Raw genomic sequence first — 22,376 nt, 5'->3', positions numbered from 1 at the left:
GCAGGTCGGACCAGGGGTCACAGAAGGGTCACGCCGTTGGATCCGACCCTGCACCTGCATTAGCGTTCGAAAAAACGGCCCGGGAGATCGCCCCCGGCGCCGGGGGGACCGGGGAACGGGGAAGCACATGCACAAGCTCATCGTGGTACTGGCGGCTCTCGCGGCGGCAGGGGTGTCGATCGGGCTGGTGGCGCCGGCCTGGGCGGCCACGCAGCTCCACGAGGACGGCACCGGCTTCGTGACGGGCGCCGACGCCAGGGCCGCGCTCGGCTGGGACGACGAGACGCTGCAGGCCAACGCGGCCTCCCTCGAGTTCGTGGCCGAGTCCGAGTCGGTGACCGAGATCTCGTGGGAGTGCGCCAAGCCGGGCACCTCCGAGGTCCTGGCGCGGCGGACGGACCTGGTGATCACCGAGACCCGGGGGATCGCGAGCACGCCGAGCACGCTGTGGGGGCGGACCGTCGTCGGCTTCCGGCTGGAGGGCTTCGACGGCCGGGGCGCCTCGAGCGCGGCCCCTGACGGGCCCGCCCCCCACTCCTGCCCAGACCCCTCGTGGCTCCTGGTGCCGGGGAGCTCGCGGACCGTGGAGGAGAAGGGTGAACCGGTCCTGGCGGTCGTGCACAGTGGGGTGCAGTACCCGGTGCCGTCCCCGGTGCCGTCCCCGGTGCCGGTCGGCTGAGCGCGTTCAGCCGCGGGTCGCGCCCAGCCGCTCGACGACGTCCCGGGTCGCCGTCACGATCCCGTCCACCTGCTCCGGGGTGACCTCGGCGGACAGCGTGAACCGGACCGCGGTGGTGGCGACCTCGGGCGGGAACCCCATGGCGGTCAGCACGTGGGAGGGCTCGGTGTCCCCGGCCGAGCAGGCCGAGCCCGAGGAGACGAGCAGTCCGCGCGCCTCCAGGTCCACCAGGACCGTCTCGCCGTTGACGCCGGGGAAGCAGAACGAGGCGTTGCCGGGCAGCCGCGCCGCCGGCCGCTCCCGCGGGTCCGGACCGGTCAGCACCGCCGAGGGCACGGCGGACAGGACCCCGGTGATCAGCCGGTCCCGCAGGGCGGCGAGCCGGGCCGCCCGGTCCGGGCGCTCCTCCGCGGCGAGCCGCAGGGCCGTGGCGAGACCCACGGCGCCGGCCACGTTCGAGGTCCCGGAGCGCCGGCCGCGCTCGTGCCCGCCGCCGCTCAGCAGCGGGCGCAGGGGCGTCCCCCGGCGCAGGAACAGCACCCCCACGCCCTTGGGCCCCCCGATCTTGTGCCCGGCGAGGCTCAGCGCCGCCACGTCGAGCGCTTGTACGTCCAGCTCCAGCGACCCGGCCGCCTGGACCGCATCCGTATGGAACGGGACGTCCCGCGCCCGAGCCACCGCAGCCAGCTCGGCGATCGCCTGGACCGTGCCCGTCTCGTTGTTCGCATGCATCACGGATACCACCGCGGTGCTCCGACGAACAGTCCCCTCCAGGGAGGCGGGGTCCACGAACCCCTCGGAGGACACGCCCAGCTCCGTGACGTCGAAGCCGTCCCAGCGGGCCAGGTCCCGGGCCGAGTCGAGCACGGCGGAGTGCTCGACCGCGCTCGTCACCACGTGCGTGCACGCGCGGTCCCGGTCCCGGCGGCCCAGCGCGATGCCCTTGACGGCCAGGTTGTCCGCCTCGGTCCCGCCGGACGTGAACACGACCTCGGCGGGCCGGCAGTTCAGCACCTGCGCGACTGTCCCGCGGGCCTGGTCGAGCCCGGCCAGCGCCCGCCGGCCCGCCTCGTGATGGCTCGAGGCGTTGCCGAACTCCTGCGTGAGGTAGGGCCACATGGCCTCCAGGACCTCCCGCCGGACGGGGGTGGTCGCGGCCGAGTCGAGGTACAGCACCGTCATCCCGTCCCGGTGCCGCGGCCGGTGCCGAGCCCGATGTCGAGACCCAGGTCCAGGTTCCGGGCGGAGTGGGTGAGCGCGCCCACCGAGATGACGTCCACCCCGGTGGCCGCGATGTCCCCGATGGTCTCCAGGCTCACGCCGCCGGAGGCCTCGACGGTGGCCCGGCCGTCGATGATGGCCACGCCGCTCACGAGGTCGTCCACCGAGAAGTTGTCCAGCAGGATCGTGTCCGCGCCCCCGGCCAGGACCGCCTCGATCTGGTCGAGCCGGTCCACCTCCACCTCGAGGTGCACCGTGTGGGGGAGACGACGGCGCAGCTGCCGCAGGGCGCCGGTCAGGTCGGTGCCGTCGGCCGTGAGCAGGGCCAGGTGGTTGTCCTTGGCCATCACGGCGTCCGAGAGGGAGTGCCGGTGGTTGTGCCCGCCCCCGCTGAGCACGGCGTGCTTCTCGAGCGCGCGCAGCCCCGGGGTGGTCTTGCGGGTGTCGGCCACCCGGGTGCGGGTGATCGTGCCGGGCGGGAGGTTCGCGGCCTGCTCCACGTGTGCCACCGTCTCCTCGACGGCGGCGACGTAGCGGGCGGTCAGCGTGGCGACCCCGCACATCCGCTGGGTCAGGTTCAGGGCCACGCGCTCGCCGGTCAGCACGGCACGGGCGGGACCGGTCACCACGGCCAGGGTGTCCCCGGCCTCGAAGCGGTCGCCGTCGGCGCGGACCAGCTTGACGGCCACCGCGGGGTCCGCGGCGGCGAACGTCGCGGCGAACACCTGGCCGCCGGAGAAGACGCCGGCCTCGCGCGCCACGAGCTCGGCCCGGGCGGCGGTGCCGGCGGGGATGAGGTGCTCGGAGGTGATGTCGCCCCAGGGGGCGTCCTCGGCGAGCCCCCGCTCCACGACCTCGGTGATGGCGGCTCGGGTCAGCATGCGGGGATCCTCTCCGGTAGGTCGAACATGTCGATGGCGGTATGTGCGCTGGTCAGCGAATCGTTGCTGACGGCAAGCCGGGGTGCGTCCAGACGCCAGAACGTGCGCCGCGCGCGGGCGGGATCAGGCGCCGGGAAGTCCTCCCGGAAGTGGGCCCCCCGGGACTCGGTGCGGTGCAGGGCCGCTGCGGTGACGGTGCGCCCCACGGTCAGCAGGTTGCGGTCCTCGACCGCGCGGCGGGAGAGGCCCGCGGGTGGGCGGAAGCCGTCCAGCCGCCGGGCCAGTGCCTCGAGCCGCGAGCGGTCGCGCAGGACGCCGGCGCCCGTCCACATGGCGGCCTGGAACTGCGCACGGTCGAACGGCACGGTGTCCCGCGGGACCGGCACCGCGCCCCTGTCGCCCTGCACCGTGTTCCCGTCGACCGGCACCGCGTTCCTGTCGAACGGCACAGGGCGCCCGGGACGGCCGCCCGCCGGCAGGAACTCGGTGCCGCCGGGCAGGACGAGACGCGCCGGGGCGTCGTCGTCCGTGCGGTCGTCCCGCAGGGCATCCGCCCGCAGCACGTCCGCCACGCGGGCCCCGAAGACGGCGCCCTCCAGCAGCGAGTTGGAGGCCAGCCGGTTCGCGCCGTGCACGCCCGTGGCCGCGCACTCGCCCACGGCGTAGAGCCCCCGGACGGTCGTGCGACCGAGACCGTCGGTGGCCACGCCGCCCATCAGGTAGTGGGCCGCCGGGGTGACCGGGACCGGCTCGCGGGACCAGTCGAGGCCGTGCGCCCGCAGGGCCGCGTCGATGGTGGGGAAGCGCCGGGCGAGGAACTCGGCGGTCGAGCCGCCCCCGTGCGTGCCACGGGCGGGCGGGGTCAGCCGGGTGCAGTCGAGCAGGACCGGCCGGCCGCCCTGGGCCAGGGACCGGCGGACGTTCTCGCGGGCCACGACGTCGCGGGGGGCGAGCTCCGCGCGCGGGTGCACGTCCTCGAGGTAGCGCCGGCCCGTGCCGTCCCGCAGCACCGCGCCCTCGCCGCGGACGGCCTCGGACACCAGGAAGCAGCCCGGGGCCGCCAGCGCCGTCGGGTGGAACTGCACGAACTCCAGGTCCGCCACGGCGGCGCCGGCGCGCAGGGCCGCGGCGATGCCGTCGCCGGTGGCCACGGCGGGGTTGGTGGTGTGCGGATAGAGCTGCCCGGCCCCGCCGGTCGCGAGCACCACGGCGTCGGCGGCCAGCTCGCGCAGCCGGTCCCCGGTGCCCGTCAGGACGAGAGCCCCCGCCGCGCGGCCGCCGGGGCCGAGCACGAGGTCGACCAGCATGGTGTGCCGGGAGATGGTCAGGCGCCCCGCGGCCTCGGCCGCCAGCGCGGCGGCCAGGAGGGCGCGCTGGATCTCGCGGCCGGTCGCGTCCCCGCCGGCGTGCAGGATCCGGGGCACGGAGTGGGCGCCCTCGAGGCCCTCCAGCCAGGGGGAGTCCGGTCCGGCCGCGCGGTCGAGGACGACACCGCGCGCCACGAGCTCGTCGATAGCGGCCGCCGAGTCGCGCACGAGGACGCGCACGGCGTCGTCGTCGCACGTCCCGGCCCCGGCGGCCAGGGTGTCCTGGACGTGCAGCTCCTCGGAGTCGCGGGGCTGGCCGGCCGGGAGCGCGGCCGTCATGGCAGCGATCCCGCCCTGGGCGCGGGCGGTGCTGGTCTCGTCGAGGGCGTCCTTGCTCAGCAGCGTCACGTCGAGCCCGTGGCGGACGGCGCCCAGGGCCGCGGTGAGACCGGCAATGCCGCTGCCCACCACGAGCACGCGCGGTGCCGGGTGCGTGCTCACCGCGGCAGCGCCGCCAGCATCCGCTCGAGCGCCACCTCGGCGTCCCGGGCGGTCGCGGCGTCCACGGAGATCTGGTTGATCACGCGCCCGGCCACGAGCTCCTCGAGCACCCATGCGAGGTAGCCGGGGTGGATCCGGTACATCGTGGAGCACGGGCAGATGACCGGGTCCAGGCAGAAGATCGTGTGCTCGGGGTGCTGGTCGGCGAGCCGGTTGACCATGTTGATCTCGGTGCCGATCGCGAAGGTGCTGCCGGGCTCGGCGGCCTCGATCGCCTTGCGGATGTAGTCGGTGGACCCGTTCTCGTCGGCGGCGTCGACCACCGGCATGGGGCACTCGGGGTGCACGATCACCCGCACCCCGGGTTGCTCGGCGCGGGCCTTCTCGATCTGGGCCACGGTGAAGCGGCGGTGCACGGAGCAGAAGCCGTGCCAGAGGATCACGCGGGCGTCCTGCAGGTCCTGTGCGGTGTTCCCGCCGAGGTCCCGGTGCGGGTTCCACATCGGCATCTGCTCGAGGGGGATCCCCATGGCCTTGGCCGTGTTGCGGCCCAGGTGCTGGTCGGGGAAGAACAGCACCCGCCGTCCGCGCTCGAAGGCCCACTCCAGGACGGTCGCGGCGTTGGAGGAGGTGCACACGATGCCGCCGTGCCGGCCGCAGAACGCCTTGAGCGCCGCGGAGGAGTTCATGTAGGTCACGGGGACCACGGTCTGCCGGCCGTCGTCGTCGGTCTCCCCGAGGACGTCCATGAGCTGCTCCCACGCCTCTTCGACGGAGTCCTCGTCGGCCATGTCCGCCATGGAGCAGCCGGCGGCGAGGTTGGGCAGGATCACGGACTGGTGGTCGCCGGAGAGGATGTCGGCGGTCTCGGCCATGAAGTGCACGCCGCAGAACACGATGGCTTCCGCCTCGGGCCTGCTCCTGGCGGCGCGGGCCAGCTGGAACGAGTCGCCGAGGAAGTCGGCGTGCTTCACGATCTCGTCGCGCTGGTAGAAGTGGCCGAGCACCACCGCGCGCTCGCCCAGGGTCTCCTTGGCGGCGGCGATCCGCCGGTCGAGCTCCTCGGCGGAGGCGTGCTGGTACTCCTCGGGGATCACGGGCTGGGCGGGCGCACCGGCGGGCACCGTGTCGGCCTCGGACGCCCCGGGGCCGTAGCCGGCGGCGACGGTGGGCGCGAAGTCCCACGGGCTCGCCGCGAGGTCGGTGCTGCAGGTGCTCGTGGCCGGGGCGGTGCCCGGGAGATCGGCCCGCTTCCCGGTCAGCAGGTCGATGCGGGTGGCGACGGAGGTCATGTCTGCTCCTGGGTGCTGCGGCCGGCCGGGGTGCGGTCGGCGAGGTCGAGGTCGTGGTTGTAGCGGTAGAGCCGGGGCGGGCGATGTCGCGTGCCCTCCAGGCGGGTGCCGGTGTCGAGGACGGCGCCGGACGCGAGCACCTGGCGCCGGAAGTTGGCCGGGTCCAGGGGGGTGCCGAGGATCGCCTCGTGGACCTCCCGCAGTGCGGCGAGGGTGAAGGTCTCGCCGAGGAAGGAGTGGGCCACGCGGCTGTAGGTGATCTTGTTGCGCAGCCGGTAGAGGGCGTAGGCCACGATGTCGCTGTGGTCGAACGCCAGAGGCGGCAGCTCGGTGGTGCGCATCCATGTGACGTTGAGGTCGGCGTGGAGGTCGGAGGCCTGGTCGGCGCGGATCGAGGCCCAGTAGACGATCGAGACGACGCGCTCCTCGGCGTTCGCCGAGCGGGTCAGGCCGCCGAAGGCGTAGAGCTGCTCGAGGTAGCCGGGCTGGAGGCCGGTGGTGAGCTGCAGGGACCGGGCGGCGGAGTCCTCGAGGTCCTCGTGCGGCTGGAGCGGTCCGCCGGGCAGGGCCCACATGCCCCGGAAGGGATCGCGGATGCGGCGGACCAGGGGCAGCCAGAGTTCTTTGCGGCCGTCGGGGCCGGTGTCCCGGGCGGCGAAGATGACGGTCGACACGGCCAGTGCCACGTTCTGCGCGGTCATCGTCACCTCCATCGCGTCTTCTGCCTTCTGGTTGCAGTGACTATAACACTGTTCGAGTCAGATTGACATTAACGAAGTCGTGACCATGGTGCCGCTGACCTGGCCCCATGAAAACGCGGGTTTCCCGGTGTCCACAGGGCTTGCAGTCGCACAGCGGAGGGCACTTACCATCTGACCCATCCAGCCGGCCCGTCCGGCCGCGGCAGAGCGAAGCGGGGAACTTCATGGTCCGGTCCAACCCAGTCGGCACGGCGGTCGGGGGCCTCGTCCTGATGGGACTGCTCCTCACGGGATGCGGCACCGACGACGACGTCGCCGAGACGCCGCCTTCCAGCTCTGCCTCGTCGGCCGCGGCGACCTCGGCGGAGCCCAGCCCTGACGCCACTCCTGCCGACTACGTGCCGGCCTCGCTCGACGGGCCCGCCCAGAACGTGCCCGAGCCCGTCATGCCGGACCTGGCGAAGGAGGAGTCCCGGGAGGGGGCGCAGGCATTCCTCGACTACTGGTCCGACGCCATGTGGTACGCCCATCAAACCGGTGATGCAACATACGCTCGCCAAGTCATTAGTGACGCCTGCGATATTTGTATGGAACAGTTAAAATTCGTGGAAGACGTTTACGCCGATGACGCTGGGTTCATTGGTGGTCGAGAAAATCCTGTTATTCAAGATTCGATTATTCAGCGTTCCTCGGATGGAGTATATAAGCCGATTGTCCTCGCGAACGCTGAAGGATTGAAGCTCGTCGAAGATGGCAAAGTTACATACGAAGCCCTTCCGCGGACAGGTCGAGGCGATCCATTCCCTGTCTATTTGGACCATTTTGAGGGATCGTGGGTGTACATAACTGCCGCAAATATGCCGGGGGCAGGGAAAAATGGTGGATAAGCGCAGAATTGTCGGGGTCATTACGCTTTCTCTATTTTTTCTCCAAATTGCAAACACTGGAGCCCTCGGGGAAAAAGACGACTGGGCGGATAAAGCCACTCGGCTAAATAGTGGATATTCCATGGAAGGCCAGCGAAATGTCGATATTTCGAAGTCGACTACTGCGGTTGCAGACGGGGACAAAATGAAACTGGAGGTCCGGCTCGACGAGGGACCGCCGCTTATGGCCGGCGGTGGTCAACGGGAAGGCGCAATTGCCGTGGGTACGCAACCGGTCGACTACGACCCCGACGAAGATCCTGCCTTCCAGAAAGCACTCCGCCAGTACCTGAGCGACCAGGGGATCGACCGGCCGTTCAACCCGGACACCATCGCGCAGTCGAAGTCGCAGACGTTCGGCCTGCAGAACCCGTGCACCAACCGGACAGGCGACATCCTCGAGGACTGCCTGGCCGAGCGGGACTGCACCACGGCCGACGGTGGGGAGGGCGTGTACATGAACGTCGTCGTGCGGCAGGGGGAAGGTCCCAGCACGCCGTGGGGAGAGCCCATGTGCGTGGCGGTCGCCGAGGCGGAGGGTGGCGAGGAGATCGTCGAGCTGCCGACCTTCACCCTGCAGGACTTCAGGACGCTGGCCGTCGCGCCCGCGGCCAGTGCCGTCCAGCCCGCGCCCGACACGCTGCGGGGCATGCACACCAACGTCTGGGCGGAGGCCCGGCCCCAGCAGTTCAGCACCGAGCTGGGCGGGTTCCCGGTGCAGGTGCGCGCCGTCCCGGTCCAGTACGCGTGGGACTACGGTGACGGCACCGCACTCGGTCCCACTGAGCTCAGCGGCGCCCCGCTCGCGGAGGGGGCGTGGGACGTGGAGACCGACACCAGTCACGTGTACACCGAGACCGGCGACTACGCCGTCTCGCTCACCACCTGGTTCTCCGGCGAGTACTCCGTTGCGGGCGGACCGTGGCTTCCGGTGGCCGGGCTCAACGACGTGCCGAGCGCGCCCGTGCCGATCAGCGTCTGGCGCTCCACGGTGCGCAACTACGCGGACGACTGCCTCGAGAACCCGCAGGGGACCGGCTGCTGAATTTCCGCGCCGACCGGTACGCCGTCGGATCCTGGTGGGATGATCGATGCACATGGTTCTCCGGTCTCCGGAGAACCCGGTCAGCGGTCCCGCCGGTGCTCGCGCAGCGGTTGGGGAAAGGGGCGGAACTGTGACGATTACCGGTCCGTGGGTGCTCCACTTCAGCTGGGGTTGCACCGACGACTACGGCAGGGTGGGCCTCGTGTTCAACCCGGACGGCACCTTCTCGGGCGGCGGCTTCTCCGGCGCCTGGCGGCAGCACGACGGCACCCTGCTGCTCCGCTTCGCCGACGGCCCCGCGCAGTACGGTGGCACGGTCACCGGCAGCGCGGGGGCAGGGGCGATGACCTCCTTCGACGGCTCGCCGGGCGGCTGCTGGTACCTGATCAGAAAGGGCTCCGGCGGCGGGCCGGAGTCCGCGGACAGCACCGCAGGGCAGCCTGCGGACGTCGCCGGGCGGAAGCTGGACGCCGCGGGGACGGCGCCCGGTGAGCTGGATGCCGCGGGCAACCGGATCTGATGCGGAGGGGTGGGGAAGCGATGACCAGGGACCACGGAGATCGACACGGGCACGGACCCTTCTGCGGCGTGATCCCGCCGTACGTGCACGAGCAGATGGCGGTGCACGGAGACGAGGAGACCCGCAGGAACGCTCTGGCCGCGCTGGCCGTGGACACCACGGTCCGGGCGGAGCGGCTGATCGCGGACCTGACCGCCCGTTCCGTCGCGGCGCAGGCGACCGCTCACAGGGAGCGCAGGGTGCACACGGCGGACAACACCGCCGAGCTGCCGGGAACGCTCGTGCGCTCGGAGGGGGACCCCCCCAGTGAGGATCCCGCCGTGGACGAGGCGTACGACGGACTGGGCTCCACGTTCGACCTCATGCAGGACGTCTTCGGGCGCAACTCCCTCGACGACGCCGGCATGCCCCTGCTCGGCACGGTGCACTACCAGAAGAAGTACAACAACGCGGCCTGGGACGGCGTGCAGATGATCTTCGGGGACGGGGACGGCCAGTACTTCAACCGCTTCACCGCCGCCGTGGACGTCATCGGGCACGAGCTCGCGCACGGCATCACCACGCACGAGTCCGACCTGCTGTACCTGTACCAGTCCGGGGCGCTCAACGAGCACTTCTCCGACGTCATCGGGGCCATGGTCAAGCAGTACGTGGCCGTTCCTCGCCAGACCGCGGCGGACGCCGACTGGATCATCGGCGCCGGCCTCTTCACGAGCGCCGTCAACGGCGTGGGCCTCCGGTCGATGAAGGCACCCGGCACCGCGTTCGACGACGACGTGCTCGGCAAGGACCCTCAGCCGGATCACATGTCCCGCTTCGTGCACACCCTGGACGACAACGGCGGGGTGCACATCAACTCCGGCATCCCGAACCGGGCCTTCTACCTCGCCGCGATCGGGCTGGGCGGCTTCAGCTGGGACAGGGCCGGCCGGATCTGGTACGCCGCGATGCGGGATCCGGAGCTGCGGCGCCTGCGGTGGATCGCGCAGTTCAAGGACTTCGCGCGTCTCACGATCAAGCACGCCACCGCCCTGTACGGACCCGCGGAGCAGTCCGCGGTGGCGGACGCCTGGCAGCAGGTGGGGATCACGCCCGAGGTGACCCGGCCCGTGGGCGCCCTCGCGGACGCATGGATGCTCCACTACAGCTGGGGCTGCACGGACCCCTACGCGCAGACGACACTGATGTTCCACGACGACGGGTCGTTCACCGGCGAGCTGTCCGGCAGGTGGCACCAGCAGGACGGCACCCTGCTCCTGTCCTTCGACGCCGGTTCGGCCCGGTACGCCGGCACGCTCGCGGGTGACGTCGCCACGGGCGTCATGTCCACCTTCGACGGAGCGGACGGGTGCTGGCGCCTGACCCGGAAGGGCGCCACGGGTATAGTCGGGAACTGATTCCTCACCGGCCCTGCCGGCCCCCGCGCGGGTCCGGCCCGGGCCATCCGCGTCCTACGGAGGGACGGTGCCGTTCATGGCGAGAGTCAGCTACCGCCTCGAGGGAGGCATCGCGTACTTCCCCGGGCTGGCCGTCGAGAGAAGCTTCGAGACCGAGTCCCTGCCCCGGGCGCAGCAGGACGCGCTCCTCGGCCTCTTCGAGACCGTCCGCGCGCACCGGTTGGGATCGGCCGCCCCGACGACCCGCCACGGAACCGCCGACCAGCAGTCCTACGTGATCGAGGTCCAGGAGAGCTCCGGAGTCCGGCGTCTTGTGGTGAGCGAGTTCGACCAGGACCCGGAGGCCCAGGAGCTCGTGGCCCGGCTGCGCGACTGCGCCGACCAGTGCGAGCGCGACGGGGAACAGTGAGGCGGATCCCGCAGTGAGGCGGACCCGGACGTCTACACCGTCGCGGTCGCCCGCAACGGCGTTCCCGAGCGGGGCGACGGCTTCGCGCTGGACGTGCAGGAGGTGGTCGACGCCTCACTGGAGGACCTGAAGTCCCTGGGATCCTCCCCCGGGGACCCCCTGCTCATGCTCAACCCCTTCGGCACCAACACCACCGGTGTGCACGCCCAGTTCGCCACCGAGGACGACGGCACCCTGACGGACACCGTCAGCTCTCCTGGCGCCGACGCCGAGACCTGCTCCTCGAGAAGGCGGGGGACTTCCCCGACACCGGTGGACAGAGCTGGGTGGTGCGCCACGACGACGAGGCGCTGGCGGACGGCCAGTACCACCTGACGATGTTCGACAACTCGTTCTGGAGGATGAGAGCAGCCGTCCGGACTGCACGGCCCCGGTGCCCACGGCGGACCCCTCCCTCCGCTCGGAGTGCCAGAAGTACCTCGTCGACGAGAACGCCGGGACCTACAGCGAGGTCGAGACCGTCCCCGTGCCCTGCTCCGCGATCGCCAGCAACGTGCAGGACCTCGGCGGTCCGCTCCTGGTCGACAGCGGCCAGGCCCTGACGTTCGCCGAGGACTGAGCCGGCGCGCCCATCACGGCGGGGACGGGCGGCACCACCGGGGCCAGTGCGAAGGGGTCCTGCTTCAGCTCGTGTTCAGCAGGAGGTGGTTGGCTGAAACGTGTGGGGGGATCCCCGGGACACAGGGAGAAGCTGACGGTCCCGGTCGGGGGCTGGAGAGCCGCGACCGGGACCCGTCCCGGAGACCGGGCCCCGCGCGCGTCCGAGGAGTTCGCGCGCGGGGCCCGACCCCTCGCCCGCAGGGGTGGAGACCCGTAGAGTGCGAGTCCTGGCACCGGGGGCGGACACCGCCGCCCGGTCCGCACGGCAGGACATCCCGCTCGAAGCGCCACCCCGACGACTCCGGAGAACACTGTGCCCATCAGCGCCACCGACTACGCCCACGTCCGGCTCACGGTCACCGACATCGACCGCTCCCGCGCCTTCTACGACGCCGTCTTCGGCTTCCCGATCGCCTTCGAGGCTCCTCCGGCGGACGCCGACCAGCAGACGAAGGACCAGCTGGCCTTCCTCTTCGGCGGTGTGATCTACCAGTTCGGCGGGGGCCTGCTGGGCCTCCGGCCGGTGGCGCCGGACGGGGACCGGCACGACGAGGACCGGGTGGGGCTGGACCACCTGTGCTTCACCGTGGCCTCGCAGGCCGATCTGCAGGACGCCGTCGTCGTGCTGGACGACCTGGGAATCGCCCACGAGGGGATCAAGGACATCGGCGTGGGTCACATCCTGGAGTTCCGCGACCCGGACGACATCGCCCTCGAGCTCCACGCACCGGCCGCCGGCCCCGAGGACGCCTGAGCCGCGCGGCGCCTCACTCCTGCCCCATGGACTCCGCCCACTCGGCGACACGGGCACTGCTCTGCTCCTCGGAGAGGTCCTCGACCCGGGTCATGACCGACCAGCGGACGCCGAACGGGTCGCGGATGCTGCCGAAGCGGTCGCCGGAGACGAACGTGCTGACGGGTTCGCGGACCGTGGCGCCGGCGTCGACGGCGCGCGCCACCACGTCGTCGACGTCCGGGACGTAGAGGCCCAGCGAGTAGCAGTCGTCGTCGCCCGCGGGCGGGGCCACGAGGTGGAAGGCGGGGTTCACCTCGCCCAGCTGGAGGCGTCCGTTGCCGAGGTCGAGGGTGGCGTGCACGACGACGGGCGCCCCGTCCGGCCCGGGCATGTCGGTGCGGTCGACGAGGACGGCGCCGAAGGTGCCGGTGTAGAAGTCGATCGCCGCGGCCGCGTCGACCACCGCGATGAAGGGGGTCAGGGACGTGAAGCCCCGGGGCGTCCCGTCGGTGGTGTGCGCTCCGGTGACCCCACGGAGGTTCTGCTCTGTGCTCATGCCCCGAGCCTAGGGATCCGGGCGGCGACCCGTCTTGAAGATTTCCGCCACCCCCGGATGACTACGCTCGTGCCATGAGCGAGCCGCCCACCACGCGGGGCCACCTCACCCCGGGACCGCACGCCACGGTCGTGCGCCTGCCCGCGCCCGACGACGTCGCCCACCTCGTCCGGCAGCTGTGGATCCCGGAGTGGGACCTGCCGGCGGGGGAGCGGGCCGAGCAGCTGGTGCTGGGCTATCCGGCGAGCAACGTGGTGGTGGAACCGCAGGGTGTGGCGCTGCACGGGCCCACGAGCCGCGCGTCCACCCGGGTGCTCACGGGCCGGGGCTGGGCGGTCGGCGCGCTGCTGCGACCGGCGGGAGTCCTGCTGTTCACGCAGCACCCGGCGGACCTGCTCGACGGGTCGGCGCCGGTCCGTGCACCCGGACTGCTCTCAGCCGTCACGGAGGCCATGACGGGGGCCGATCCGAGGGGCCGGCACGTGCAGGAGGCGGATTCGATCGGCGGGCCGGTGCCTGTCCGTGCGCCGGGGCCGCGCTCGGCTGCCGCCGAGACCGTGACGGGGGCCGATCCGGCCGGTCGGCACATGCGGGCGGCGAGACTGCTCCTGGACCACGTCCGGGTGTTGGCGGCGGAGGTGCCCCCGGCCGCGGTGCAGGACGGTGCCCTGGCCAACCGCATGGTCGACCTCCTCGAGGCGGGGGCCGATGCGCGGAGTCCGGCCGACCTGGCCCGGCAGCTGCACGTGTCCGAGCGCTCGCTGCAACGGCTCGCGGCCCGGTTCGTGGGGATGCCGCCGCAGCTGCTGCTCCGTCGTCGTCGGCTCCAGGAGGCGGCCGAGCGGATGCGCGCGGACCCGGCCGCGGACCTCGGGGCGCTCGCCGCGGAGCTGGGCTTCGCGGACCAGCCCCACCTCACCCGGGAGTTCCGGTCCGTGCTGGGCACCACCCCGCGCGGCTACGGCCGCGCCGGGTCCGGCCGGGAGGGCGGGTGAGGAACCGGGGAACCCGGACCGGGGCTCAGGCGACGGCGCCGGGCCGGCCGTGCTTGGCGACCACGCGCTCGCCGACGCGCTGCCAGGCCGTCATGCCGCCGCGGAGGCTGGCCACCTGGTAGCCGGCCCCGGCCGGCTGACGGGCGGCGTTCGTCGACCGGGCGCCGGAGCGGCAGACCGTCACGACCGGCCGGTCCTCGGACAGCTCCCGCTGTCGGGTGGCGAGGGCGTCCAGGGGGATGTGCCGGGCTGCCGGGGCGTGGCCCGCACGGTACCCCTGGGTGGTGCGGACGTCGACGAGCACGGCCCCGCTGTCCAGGAGCTCCCGGGCGCGTGCCACGTCCACGGTCTCGTAGGTGCTGCCGAAGAGCCGGCCGAGGAGGCCCATGGCTCAGTCCTCCTTCGCGATGACGGAGAGGGTCGTGTCGGGCCGGGCGTACGACCGGTCCGGGGTGGTGCTGGACTTCCTGAGGAGTCCTCCCGTCCGGCCCGGTGCGGGCGGGACGCCCGGATCCGGCAATACCCCAGGGGGTATCTGTGGTACCCGTTGTGAGGAACAAGACAGCGGCGGTGCAAATAACTCCGGGGCATCTTCCGTTGACACGGAAAGAACCAGTTCCCTGATGAAAGGTTTCCCATGTCGCACTCCACCTTGGCCACCTCCTTCACCCTTGGCTCCCTCGAGCTGCCGAACCGTCTCGTCATGGCGCCGCTCACCCGGATGCGCTCCGGCCGTGACGGGGTCCCCGGTGAGCTCAACGTGGAGCACTATGCCCAGCGCGCCTCGATGGGTCTCATCGTCACCGAGGGCACGTACCCCGACGTGGTGGGGCAGGGCTTCGCCTACCAGCCCGGCATCGAGACGACGGAACAGATCGAGGGCTGGCGCCGTGTGGCCGAGAGCGTGCACGCCGCCGACGGCCGGCTGTTCATGCAGGTCATGCACGCCGGGCGCGTCACGCACCCGGACATCAACGGCGGTTCCCGGCCGGTGGCCCCGAGCGCTGTCGCGATCGAGGGGAGGACGCACACCTACCAGGGCAAGGCCGACTACCCCGTCCCGCACGCCCTGACCGCGGAGGAGCTGCCGGCCGTGGTGGAGTCCTTCGTCCGGGCCTCGCGCAACGCGATCGAGGCGGGCCTGGACGGCGTGGAGATCCACGGCGCCAACGGCTACCTGCTGCACGAGTTCCTCGCGCCCGGCGCGAACCGGCGCACCGACGAGTACGGCGGCTCCCCGGAGAACCGCGCCCGCTTCGTGGTCGAGGTCGTCCGGGCCGTGGCCGAGGCCGTCGGCGCGGAGAAGGTCGGCCTGCGGATCTCGCCCGAGCACAACGTCCAGGACGCCTGGGAGACCGACCACGAGGACGTCCGGGCCACGTACGCCGCTCTCATCGACGGCGTCGAGGATCTCGGCCTGGCCTACCTCTCCGTGCTGCACAAGGATCCGGCAGGGGAGTTCGTGCAGGGGCTGCGCGCCCGCTTCGGCGGAGCCTTCCTGGCCAACAGCGGCTTCAGCGACGTCCCGACCACCCGCGAGGAGAGTGTGCAGCTGATCGAGGAGGGCGTGGCGGACGGCGTCGTCGTCGGGCGTCCGGCGATCGCGAACCCGGACCTGGTGCGGCGCTGGGCGGAGGGTCTTCCGGAGAACGTGCCGGACCCGCGGACCTTCTACACGCAGAGCGCCGAGGGGTACACGGACTACCCGTTCGCACAGGCCTGAGCAACTCCTCGCGTCCCGCGCGCCGTGCCGGGTGGGACGCGAGGCGGCCTTCGAGGGTGATCCACGTCATGTCCTAGCGTGTCGGAGCCGACTGGGACCATGAACCATGGCCGCCACCGCCGTTCCGCCGCGAAGCCTGGAGGACGCCCTCCGGGAGGAGACGGACCTGGCCGAGATCGGCGAGGAGTTCTCCGACGGCGTGCGGGCACTGGTCGAGGAGTCCCGTGCGGAGGCCCGGGCCGCGGGGCGCCAGTACCGGTGGCTCCACCGGCTCTGGCAGCTGCAGGAGGAGGCCCGGGAGCAGCGCTGGATGGTGGAGGCGCTCTGGATGCGCCCCGAGGCGGACCGGCTGGGCCCGCACTCCCTCGAGCCCGATGAGCAGACGATGCGGGACGTGGCCGATGAGATCGGTCCGGCCCTCCGGCTTCCCGCGGGCACCGCGCTGCGCCGTGTCGAGGACGCCGTGATGCTCGTGGAGTCCCTGCCCGAGGTCCTCGAGGCCCTTGAGCAGGGTCTCGTGGGAATCCGGCAGGCGGGAGTGCTCGCCGAGCTGTGGCGCGAGCTCGTGTGGGACGCCGACGGTCTCCCGCCGGAGCTGCAGGCGCCGGTCGCGCACGTCCGTCGGATCGTCGACGAGCTGCTCCTGCGAGCACCGGACAGCACCGTGGCCCAGTTGCGCGCCCTCGTCCGCCGACGCCGTGCGGGTCTGCTGCGGGAGACCGAGGAGCAGCGCCACCGGCTGGCGCTGCGGGACCGGCGCGTGTGGGTCGAACCCCGGGAGGACGGCATGGCACAGCTGTGCGCCCTCCTGGACGCGGCCACCGCGCACGCGATCCAGGACCGGATCGACACGTTGGTCGATCGCGCCGCCCCCACCTCCCCGGTCGAAGCCTTCACACCGCAGGCTCCGGCCGCGGCGTCGCCCGCGTCGGACGGCGGGCCGTCCGAACTCGCTGCGGGGGCTCCGGAGCACCGCACGGTCCCCCAGCTGCGGGCCGACGTGCTGGCGGACCTCCTGCTCGACGGCGAGCCACCCGACCTGCCCGACCACCTGCGCGGCATCCGCGGGCACGTGACGGTCACCGTGCCCGTCCTCGCGCTCCTCCGAGGCGCAGGGGAGGGGTTCTCCGGTCCCGTCGAGGACCTGCCGCGCAGCTCCCACTGCGCGGAACTGGAGGGCTACGGGCCCATACCGGTGGGTCTGGCCGAGCGGATCGCGGCACGCGCGCCGTCCTGGTCACGGATCCTCACCCATCCCGTCACCGGGACCGTCCTGGACCGGGACCGCAGCACCTATGCGGTGCCCGCGGATCTCAAGCACCGTCTGCGAGCCAGGGACGCCACCTGCCGCTTCCCGGGCTGCCGACGTCGGGCGTCGCGCTGCGACCTCGACCACACCATCGCCTGGGCGGACGGTGGCCGGACCTCGGCGGACAACCTCGCGCACCTGTGCCGGCACCACCACCTGCTCAAGCACCGGGACGGCCCGCTGGGCCGGTGGCGGGTGGAGCACGTGGCGCCCGAGCGACCTAACCCCCGGCACCCACAACTGGGGCCTGCGAATCCGGCCCCTGAGGAATGGGGACGTGCGGACTCCCTGCACCACCACGGCGTGCTGGAGTGGATCTCGCCTGCGGGACTGGTCCACCGGACCTATCCGCAGGAGCACCACCGTCCCGCTCCGGAGCGGGCACCGTACTTCGTCCGGCTCCCCGGTCCGCGCCCAGAGCCGGATCCCGCGCCGCGTCGTGCCCCGGACTCCGCTCCAGGCTCCGCGTCCCGGTCTGGTCCTCCATCCGATCCGGCCGGCGATCCGCCGCCGTTCTGACATCCTGGACCTGGACCTGGACCTGGACCTGGACCTGGACCTGGACCCGGACCCGGACCGCCGGTGAGCCCGGATCCAGCACCCGCCATCCGCCCCTGCTCCAAGCCCCCTGCATCCACTCACGGCCCGACCTGCCCGCACGCGCCCTGCGACCCAGGCTGCACGGCCCGACCTGCCCGCACGCGCCCTGCAACCCAGGCTGCACGGCCCGACCTGCCCGCACGCGCCCTGCGACCCAGGCTGCACGGCCCGACCGGCCCGCACGCACCCATGACCGTTACCGCACGGAGAAGAGCCGCCCGTGACCACCCCGTCGCCCACCGAGATGCGCTCGGTGCTGCTCGACCTGGTCCGCCGCCGCGGATCCGAGAAGACCGTCTGTCCCTCCGAGGCCGCGCGCGCTCTGGCCCCCGACGACTGGCGCGACCTCATGGAGGACGTGCGTCAGGAGGCGTACCGGATGGCGGACGACGGGCTGGTGGACATCACCCAGCAGGGTCGCGTGGTCGACGGCCGGACGGCCCGCGGTCCGATCCGCGTCCGGCTCCGCTGATCCGGACGCGGGCCTCCGGGTAGCGTGTGGGTCATGACGACCGCACCCATCAGCACCCTCCTCGGGTCCGCCGCCCGCGCGCCGTTCGTCCTGCTCAAGCAGTTCCGGCCCCAGCGGCCCATCCACTCGGAGGGCGTGGGGCTCGAAGGCGTCCTGACCCGGACGGGGGGCGGCACCAGCGGCATCCACTGGATCGACGACGCCGGTGAGGACCCTGTGCGGGCTCGCTTCTCCCGCTCCTTCGGCTTCCCGCAGGGGTGGCCCGACATCCTGGGGCTCGCGCTGCGCTGCCCCGTGCCGCCCTCCGGGCAGATGGAGGGCCGCAGCGACGGCCGGGCCGACATCCTCCTGGCGACCGCCGGCAGCGGGCGGTTCTCCCGCTTCGCCCCGACCTTCCACCGGCACGTGCCGGACAGTGCTTTTGCCTCCTTCATGCCCTACCGCGGTCTCGGCGGCCCCGTGCTGGTCACCGCGCACCCGGAGCCCCGCACGGGGCGCCTGCCGGCCCGCCCCGACCTCTTCCGGGCGTCGGTCGCGGCCGAGCCGTGGGTCCTCGGTCTGCACTGGGCCACGCCCCTCGGGCCGTGGCACCGATTCGGGACGGTCGAGCTCGGTCCCGGCGCGCCGTTCGGGGACGACGAACGCTTCGACCCCCTGCTCAACGTCCCCACGGGCGCCGAGAACTACGACTGGACCTACCGGCTCCGGGAGCCGTCCTACACCCTCGCCCGCAGACCGCGGAGGCAGCTGCGCCGGGCGTAGAATCGGCCCATGGGACTGAGACTGAGCCCGGCAGCCACCACCGCAACCGTCCGCCGTCACGCCGTCGTGGAGTCGCCCATCGGTCCGCTGGCACTCGTCGAGGAGGCGGGTGCGCTCGTGGCGCTCTCCGTCGAGGCAGCACGCCAGGGGCCGATCCCCACCTCCTTCGGGGCACGCGACGACAGCCTCCTCCCGCACGTCCGCGAGCAGCTCGGCGAGTACTTCGCGGGACGGCTGCAGGAGTTCGACGCCGACGTCGTCCTCCACGGGACGCCGTTCCAGGTGCGCGTGTGGAACGCCCTGGCGCAGATCCCGTACGGCACGACCGGCACCTACGGGCAGGTGGCCCGCGCCATCGGGGCGCCCCGGGCCGCCCAGGCGGTCGGGGCCGCCAACGGCCGCAACCCCGTCAGCCTCCTGGTCCCGTGCCACCGGATCATCGGCGCCAACGGGCGGCTCACCGGCTACGCCGGCGGCATGGAACGCAAGGAGTACCTGTTGCGCCTCGAGGGCGCGCTGCTCTGAACTCTCACCGCTGACGCGCCACCAGGAGGACCCATGACCCGCCTCGACGACCTCGCCACCGCCAACCTCGCGAAGGCGCGTGCCTCCGGCGCCGGGCGCAGCGCGGAGCTCGTGGTCCACGACGGCGTGCTTCGGCAGACGATGATGGCGCTGTGCGCCGGCAAGGAGCTCGCCGAGCACGTCTCCCCGCCCGCCGCCACGCTGCAGCTCCTCCTCGGCCGGGTCCGGGTGCTCAAGCGCGGTCAGCTCGCCGAGGAGCTCACGGCCGGGGAGCTGCTGTCCCTCACCGACTCCCGCCACTCGGTGGAGGCGCTGGAGGACTCGGTGTTCCTGCTGACCACGGTCTCCCGGCCGTCGGACGGCTACGACCCCCGGGTGGCGTGAGCCGGAGGCTCCGGTCCTGAACGCGGGCTCAGGACGGGGCGGCAGCCCCCGGGCTCAGAACGCGTAGCGGACGTCGCAGTACGGCAGCTTCTCGTGCAGCAGGTCCAGGAACTGCTCCAGGTAGCGCTGCTTGTCCCGGAACCGGTACCGCACGTTCAGGGCTCCGTTCTGGGAGCGCTTCGTCTCCTGGAGATCCGGGCGCCACAGCACCTCCTCGGCCTTGGGGTGCCACTGCGTGTTGACCTCGTGGAGCTGGGCGTTGTGGGTCAGGAAGATGACCTCCGAGGCCAGCTGCTCCTTGGCCGCCGCGCTCAGACCGTCGTCGAGCTGCTCGAAGAGCTCGGCCCAGTCCTCCAGCCACGTGTCCGTGACGATCACCGGCGAGAAGTTCACGTGCACCTCGTACCCGGCCGCCACGAAGTCGTCGATGGCGGCGATCCGCTCCGGCACCGGCGTGGTCCGGATGTCCGTCAGCTTGGCCAGGTGCGCCGGCATCAGCGAGAACCGCACCCGGGTCCGCCCCTGCGGGTCCCAGTCCAGCAGCTCCCGGTTGACGTACTTCGTGGCGAAGGACGCCTTCGCCGTGGGGTGGCGGCGGAACAGGTCCACGAGGTCCTGCACGTTGTCGCTGAGCAGCGCGTCCACCGAGCAGTCGCTGTTCTCCCCGAGGTCGTAGACCCACGCGTCCGGGTCGCACTGGTTGGGCTCCGGCTTGGTGCCCTGCCGGCCGATGTGCCGGTCCAGGTAGCCGGTGATCTGCTCGATGTTGGCGAAGACCGTCACCGGATTGCTGTAGCCCTTCCGGCGGGGCACGTAGCAGTAGGCGCACGCCATGGCGCACCCGTTGGCCGTGGACGGCGCGATGAAGTCCGCCGACCGGCCGTTGGGCCGCGCCGCCAGCGACTTCTTGACCCCCAGCACCAGGGCCTCGCGCTTGATCCGCACCCACCGCCGCGCGTTGGTCTCGTCCCCGTGCAGCTCCGGGATCTGCCAGTGGCTCGGCACCTCCACCAGGGTGGCGTCCGGCCACCGCTCGAGGACCTGCCGCCCCCGGGGCAGCTCGGCGGCGGCCGGCTCGTAGTAGATGCGGGTGATGTCGACCATGGACGGTTCCGGGGGCATGAGGACGAGTCTAGGAACCGCCTCCGACAGCCGGTTCGCCGAATCCTCCCCGGGATTGGACAGTGGACTTCACACCGGGTGGCCGCCAGGATGGCATCAGGGTCGGACCGCGCCGACCGCACCGACCCCGAGGGAGCTCCTCCATGAAATCCGTATGGCTCGACACGTACGAGGTGCCGTCCACCGCGTCCGACCAGTTCGTCCCGGGGGCGCACTACGACACGGTCGTGGCGGGTGCCGGGCTGACCGGGCTGACCACCGCGGTGCTGCTGGCGCGTGCGGGCCAACGGGTCGCCGTGCTCGAGGCCCGCTCCGTGGGGGCCGTCACCACGGGCAACACGACGGCGAAGCTGTCCCTGCTGCAGGGCACCACGCTCTCCCAGATCCACCGGCACCAGTCGGACAAGGTGCTGCGCGCCTACGCGGACGGGAACCGCGAGGGCATGGACTGGCTGGTCCGCTTCCTCGAGGAGCGCGGGGTCCCGTTCCAGCGCCGCGCCGCGTACACCTACGCCACGACGTCCAAGGGCGCCTCCGCCCTGCGCAAGGAGCTCGAGGCCGCCCGCGTCGCCGGTCTGCACATGAACTGGACCCGCGACACCGGCCTCCCCTACAAGGTCTCCGGTGCCATCACGATGCCGGACCAGGTCCAGTTCCACCCCATGGAGGTGCTCGGCGCCCTCGTCGCCGAGCTGAAGGAGCGCGGGGGCACGCTCGTGGAGGGCGTCCGGATCACCGGCGCCGGCGTCCGCTCGCCCCTGACGGTGCAGACCTCGAAGGGGCCGGTGCGCGCCGACCGGCTCGTGCTCGCCACGGGCACCCCGGTCCTGGACCGCGGCGGGTACTTCGCGAAGCTCTCCCCGAACCGCTCCTACGCCCTGACCTACCGGGTGCCCGGGGCGCCGGGGTCCATCCCGGAGGGCATGTACATCACCGCGGACAGCCCCGCACGAACCCTGCGCACCGTGCCGGTCGACGGGGAGGAGCTGCTGCTGGTGGGCGGCAACGACCACGTGGTGGGGCGCTCCGCCTCCCCGCAGGCCGCCGTGGACGACCTCGAGTCCTGGACGCAGCGCTGGTTCCCCGGGGCCGAGCGCACCCACGCGTGGGCGGCGCAGGACTACCAGTCGGTCAACCTGATCCCCTTCATCGGCGCCCTGCCCCGCGGCGGCGGCAACATCTACCTCGCCACCGGATACAACAAGTGGGGGATGAGCAACGCCGTCGCCGCGGCGATCGCGCTGAACGCCGAGATCACCGGCGGCAGCGTGCCGTGGGCCGAGACGCTGGGGCGGCGGGTGACCTCGCCGTCGGACATCCTCACCGCTCTGCGCGTCAACGCGGGCGTGGGTCTCAACGCGCCCAAGGACTGGCTCAAGGCCGAGCTCAAGGAACTGCCCGGTGGGGCGCCCGCGGAGGGACAGGGCGTCGTCGGCCGTGAGCACGGCCGTCCTGTGGCCGTGTCCACCGTCGACGGGACCACCTGCAAGGTCTCCGGCGTCTGCACGCACCTCGGCGGCGTGCTGCGCTGGAACGACGCCGAGCGCTCGTGGGACTGCCCCCTGCACGGTTCCCGGTTCGCCGCCGACGGCTCCCTGCTCGAAGGTCCTGCCGTGAAGGACCTGCCCCGCCCCGGGCACTGACCCGGTCGCG

25 protein-coding genes are annotated in these 22,376 nt (G+C 72.3%); 17 read left to right on the top strand and 8 right to left on the bottom strand.

Annotation, left to right across the window (positions count from 1 at the left end):
* Positions 1-127 precede the first annotated feature (127 nt).
* Positions 128-679, top strand: a complete 552-nt coding sequence (locus ACYVM4_RS07455; protein ID WP_460668120.1) for a hypothetical protein — start codon at positions 128-130, stop codon at positions 677-679.
* A 6-nt stretch (positions 680-685) separates the two neighbouring features.
* On the opposite strand, the gene ACYVM4_RS07450 is transcribed toward ACYVM4_RS07455, so the two are convergent.
* The 5 genes from ACYVM4_RS07450 to ACYVM4_RS07430 are packed head-to-tail and all read right to left on the bottom strand — an operon-like array spanning position 686 to position 6,582.
* A complete protein-coding gene (locus tag ACYVM4_RS07450) occupies positions 686-1,861 on the bottom strand; it encodes a cysteine desulfurase family protein (RefSeq protein ID WP_460668119.1) in 1,176 nt (391 codons plus the stop codon).
* Positions 1,858-2,781, bottom strand: a complete 924-nt coding sequence (nadC, locus tag ACYVM4_RS07445; protein ID WP_460668118.1) for a carboxylating nicotinate-nucleotide diphosphorylase — start codon at positions 2,779-2,781, stop codon at positions 1,858-1,860. The genes ACYVM4_RS07450 and nadC overlap by 4 nt, the downstream gene beginning before the upstream one ends.
* Positions 2,775-4,589, bottom strand: a complete 1,815-nt coding sequence (locus tag ACYVM4_RS07440) for an L-aspartate oxidase (protein ID WP_460668117.1) — start codon at positions 4,587-4,589, stop codon at positions 2,775-2,777. Before ACYVM4_RS07440 ends, nadC begins: the two co-directional genes overlap by 7 nt.
* Positions 4,586-5,881 (bottom strand): quinolinate synthase NadA, encoded by a 1,296-nt coding sequence (gene nadA, locus ACYVM4_RS07435; RefSeq protein ID WP_460668116.1) that lies wholly within the window; start codon positions 5,879-5,881, stop codon positions 4,586-4,588. The genes ACYVM4_RS07440 and nadA overlap by 4 nt, the downstream gene beginning before the upstream one ends.
* Positions 5,878-6,582, bottom strand: a complete 705-nt coding sequence (locus ACYVM4_RS07430) for an NUDIX hydrolase (RefSeq protein WP_368821533.1) — start codon at positions 6,580-6,582, stop codon at positions 5,878-5,880. Before ACYVM4_RS07430 ends, nadA begins: the two co-directional genes overlap by 4 nt.
* A gap of 272 nt (positions 6,583-6,854) precedes the next feature.
* Here ACYVM4_RS07430 and ACYVM4_RS07425 point away from each other — a divergent pair, with 272 nt between their 5' ends.
* From ACYVM4_RS07425 to ACYVM4_RS07390, 8 genes are all read left to right on the top strand, one after another.
* Positions 6,855-7,469 carry a DUF6318 family protein gene (locus tag ACYVM4_RS07425; protein WP_460668115.1) on the top strand — a complete coding sequence of 205 codons (615 nt, stop codon included), beginning with the start codon at positions 6,855-6,857 and terminating at the stop codon, positions 7,467-7,469.
* 259 nt (positions 7,470-7,728) lie between these two features.
* Positions 7,729-8,553, top strand: a complete 825-nt coding sequence (locus ACYVM4_RS07420; RefSeq protein ID WP_460668114.1) for a PKD domain-containing protein — start codon at positions 7,729-7,731, stop codon at positions 8,551-8,553.
* Positions 8,554-8,683: 130 nt separating this feature from the next.
* A complete protein-coding gene (locus ACYVM4_RS07415; RefSeq protein WP_460668113.1) occupies positions 8,684-9,073 on the top strand; it encodes a hypothetical protein in 390 nt (129 codons plus the stop codon).
* A gap of 20 nt (positions 9,074-9,093) precedes the next feature.
* Entirely contained in the window at positions 9,094-10,470 is a 1,377-nt protein-coding gene (locus tag ACYVM4_RS07410; RefSeq protein ID WP_460668112.1) for a M4 family metallopeptidase, read from the top strand.
* Between the two features lie 76 nt (positions 10,471-10,546).
* Positions 10,547-10,879 (top strand): protealysin inhibitor emfourin, encoded by a 333-nt coding sequence (locus ACYVM4_RS07405; RefSeq protein ID WP_460668111.1) that lies wholly within the window; start codon positions 10,547-10,549, stop codon positions 10,877-10,879.
* Positions 10,880-10,981: 102 nt separating this feature from the next.
* Complete coding sequence (locus ACYVM4_RS07400; protein ID WP_460668110.1) at positions 10,982-11,254, top strand: hypothetical protein; 273 nt, start codon at positions 10,982-10,984, stop codon at positions 11,252-11,254.
* 58 nt (positions 11,255-11,312) lie between these two features.
* Complete coding sequence (locus ACYVM4_RS07395; protein ID WP_460668109.1) at positions 11,313-11,498, top strand: hypothetical protein; 186 nt, start codon at positions 11,313-11,315, stop codon at positions 11,496-11,498.
* Between the two features lie 354 nt (positions 11,499-11,852).
* Complete coding sequence (locus ACYVM4_RS07390) at positions 11,853-12,293, top strand: VOC family protein (protein WP_460668108.1); 441 nt, start codon at positions 11,853-11,855, stop codon at positions 12,291-12,293.
* Between the two features lie 13 nt (positions 12,294-12,306).
* On the opposite strand, the gene ACYVM4_RS07385 is transcribed toward ACYVM4_RS07390, so the two are convergent.
* Positions 12,307-12,831: a VOC family protein gene (locus ACYVM4_RS07385; RefSeq protein ID WP_460668107.1), complete on the bottom strand. Its 525-nt coding sequence runs from the start codon at positions 12,829-12,831 to the stop codon at positions 12,307-12,309.
* 74 nt (positions 12,832-12,905) lie between these two features.
* Between ACYVM4_RS07385 and ACYVM4_RS07380 the strand changes: the two genes are divergently transcribed.
* Positions 12,906-13,826 (top strand): helix-turn-helix domain-containing protein, encoded by a 921-nt coding sequence (locus ACYVM4_RS07380; protein WP_460668106.1) that lies wholly within the window; start codon positions 12,906-12,908, stop codon positions 13,824-13,826.
* A 25-nt stretch (positions 13,827-13,851) separates the two neighbouring features.
* Here the strand turns inward: ACYVM4_RS07380 and ACYVM4_RS07375 are convergent, their stop codons facing one another.
* Positions 13,852-14,214, bottom strand: a complete 363-nt coding sequence (locus ACYVM4_RS07375; RefSeq protein ID WP_460668105.1) for a rhodanese-like domain-containing protein — start codon at positions 14,212-14,214, stop codon at positions 13,852-13,854.
* A gap of 249 nt (positions 14,215-14,463) precedes the next feature.
* On the opposite strand from ACYVM4_RS07375, the gene ACYVM4_RS07370 reads away from it, so the two are divergent.
* From ACYVM4_RS07370 to ACYVM4_RS07345, 6 genes are all read left to right on the top strand, one after another.
* Positions 14,464-15,549, top strand: coding sequence for an alkene reductase (locus tag ACYVM4_RS07370; RefSeq protein ID WP_460668104.1), 1,086 nt, complete (start codon positions 14,464-14,466; stop codon positions 15,547-15,549).
* Positions 15,550-15,655: 106 nt separating this feature from the next.
* Entirely contained in the window at positions 15,656-17,377 is a 1,722-nt protein-coding gene (locus ACYVM4_RS07365) for an HNH endonuclease signature motif containing protein (RefSeq protein WP_460668103.1), read from the top strand.
* A gap of 301 nt (positions 17,378-17,678) precedes the next feature.
* Positions 17,679-17,930: a DUF3253 domain-containing protein gene (locus ACYVM4_RS07360; protein WP_368821547.1), complete on the top strand. Its 252-nt coding sequence runs from the start codon at positions 17,679-17,681 to the stop codon at positions 17,928-17,930.
* Between the two features lie 33 nt (positions 17,931-17,963).
* A complete protein-coding gene (locus ACYVM4_RS07355) occupies positions 17,964-18,692 on the top strand; it encodes a hypothetical protein (RefSeq protein ID WP_460668102.1) in 729 nt (242 codons plus the stop codon).
* A 9-nt stretch (positions 18,693-18,701) separates the two neighbouring features.
* Positions 18,702-19,217 (top strand): methylated-DNA--[protein]-cysteine S-methyltransferase, encoded by a 516-nt coding sequence (locus tag ACYVM4_RS07350; protein WP_368821549.1) that lies wholly within the window; start codon positions 18,702-18,704, stop codon positions 19,215-19,217.
* A gap of 33 nt (positions 19,218-19,250) precedes the next feature.
* The gene (locus ACYVM4_RS07345) at positions 19,251-19,601 is read left to right on the top strand and encodes a cupin domain-containing protein (protein WP_368821550.1); all 351 of its coding nucleotides are present in this window, start codon (positions 19,251-19,253) and stop codon (positions 19,599-19,601) included.
* Positions 19,602-19,655: 54 nt separating this feature from the next.
* Here ACYVM4_RS07345 and ACYVM4_RS07340 read toward each other — a convergent pair whose 3' ends face one another.
* The gene (locus ACYVM4_RS07340) at positions 19,656-20,723 is read right to left on the bottom strand and encodes a spore photoproduct lyase family protein (protein ID WP_460668101.1); all 1,068 of its coding nucleotides are present in this window, start codon (positions 20,721-20,723) and stop codon (positions 19,656-19,658) included.
* A 143-nt stretch (positions 20,724-20,866) separates the two neighbouring features.
* Here ACYVM4_RS07340 and ACYVM4_RS07335 point away from each other — a divergent pair, with 143 nt between their 5' ends.
* A complete protein-coding gene (locus ACYVM4_RS07335) occupies positions 20,867-22,366 on the top strand; it encodes an FAD-dependent oxidoreductase (protein ID WP_460668100.1) in 1,500 nt (499 codons plus the stop codon).
* Positions 22,367-22,376: the final 10 nt, after the last annotated feature.

It is taken from the genome of Kocuria himachalensis (genome assembly GCF_054784195.1).
Note: the sequence above shows the minus strand (reverse complement) of the source record. Positions and strands in the feature narration are given on the sequence as shown.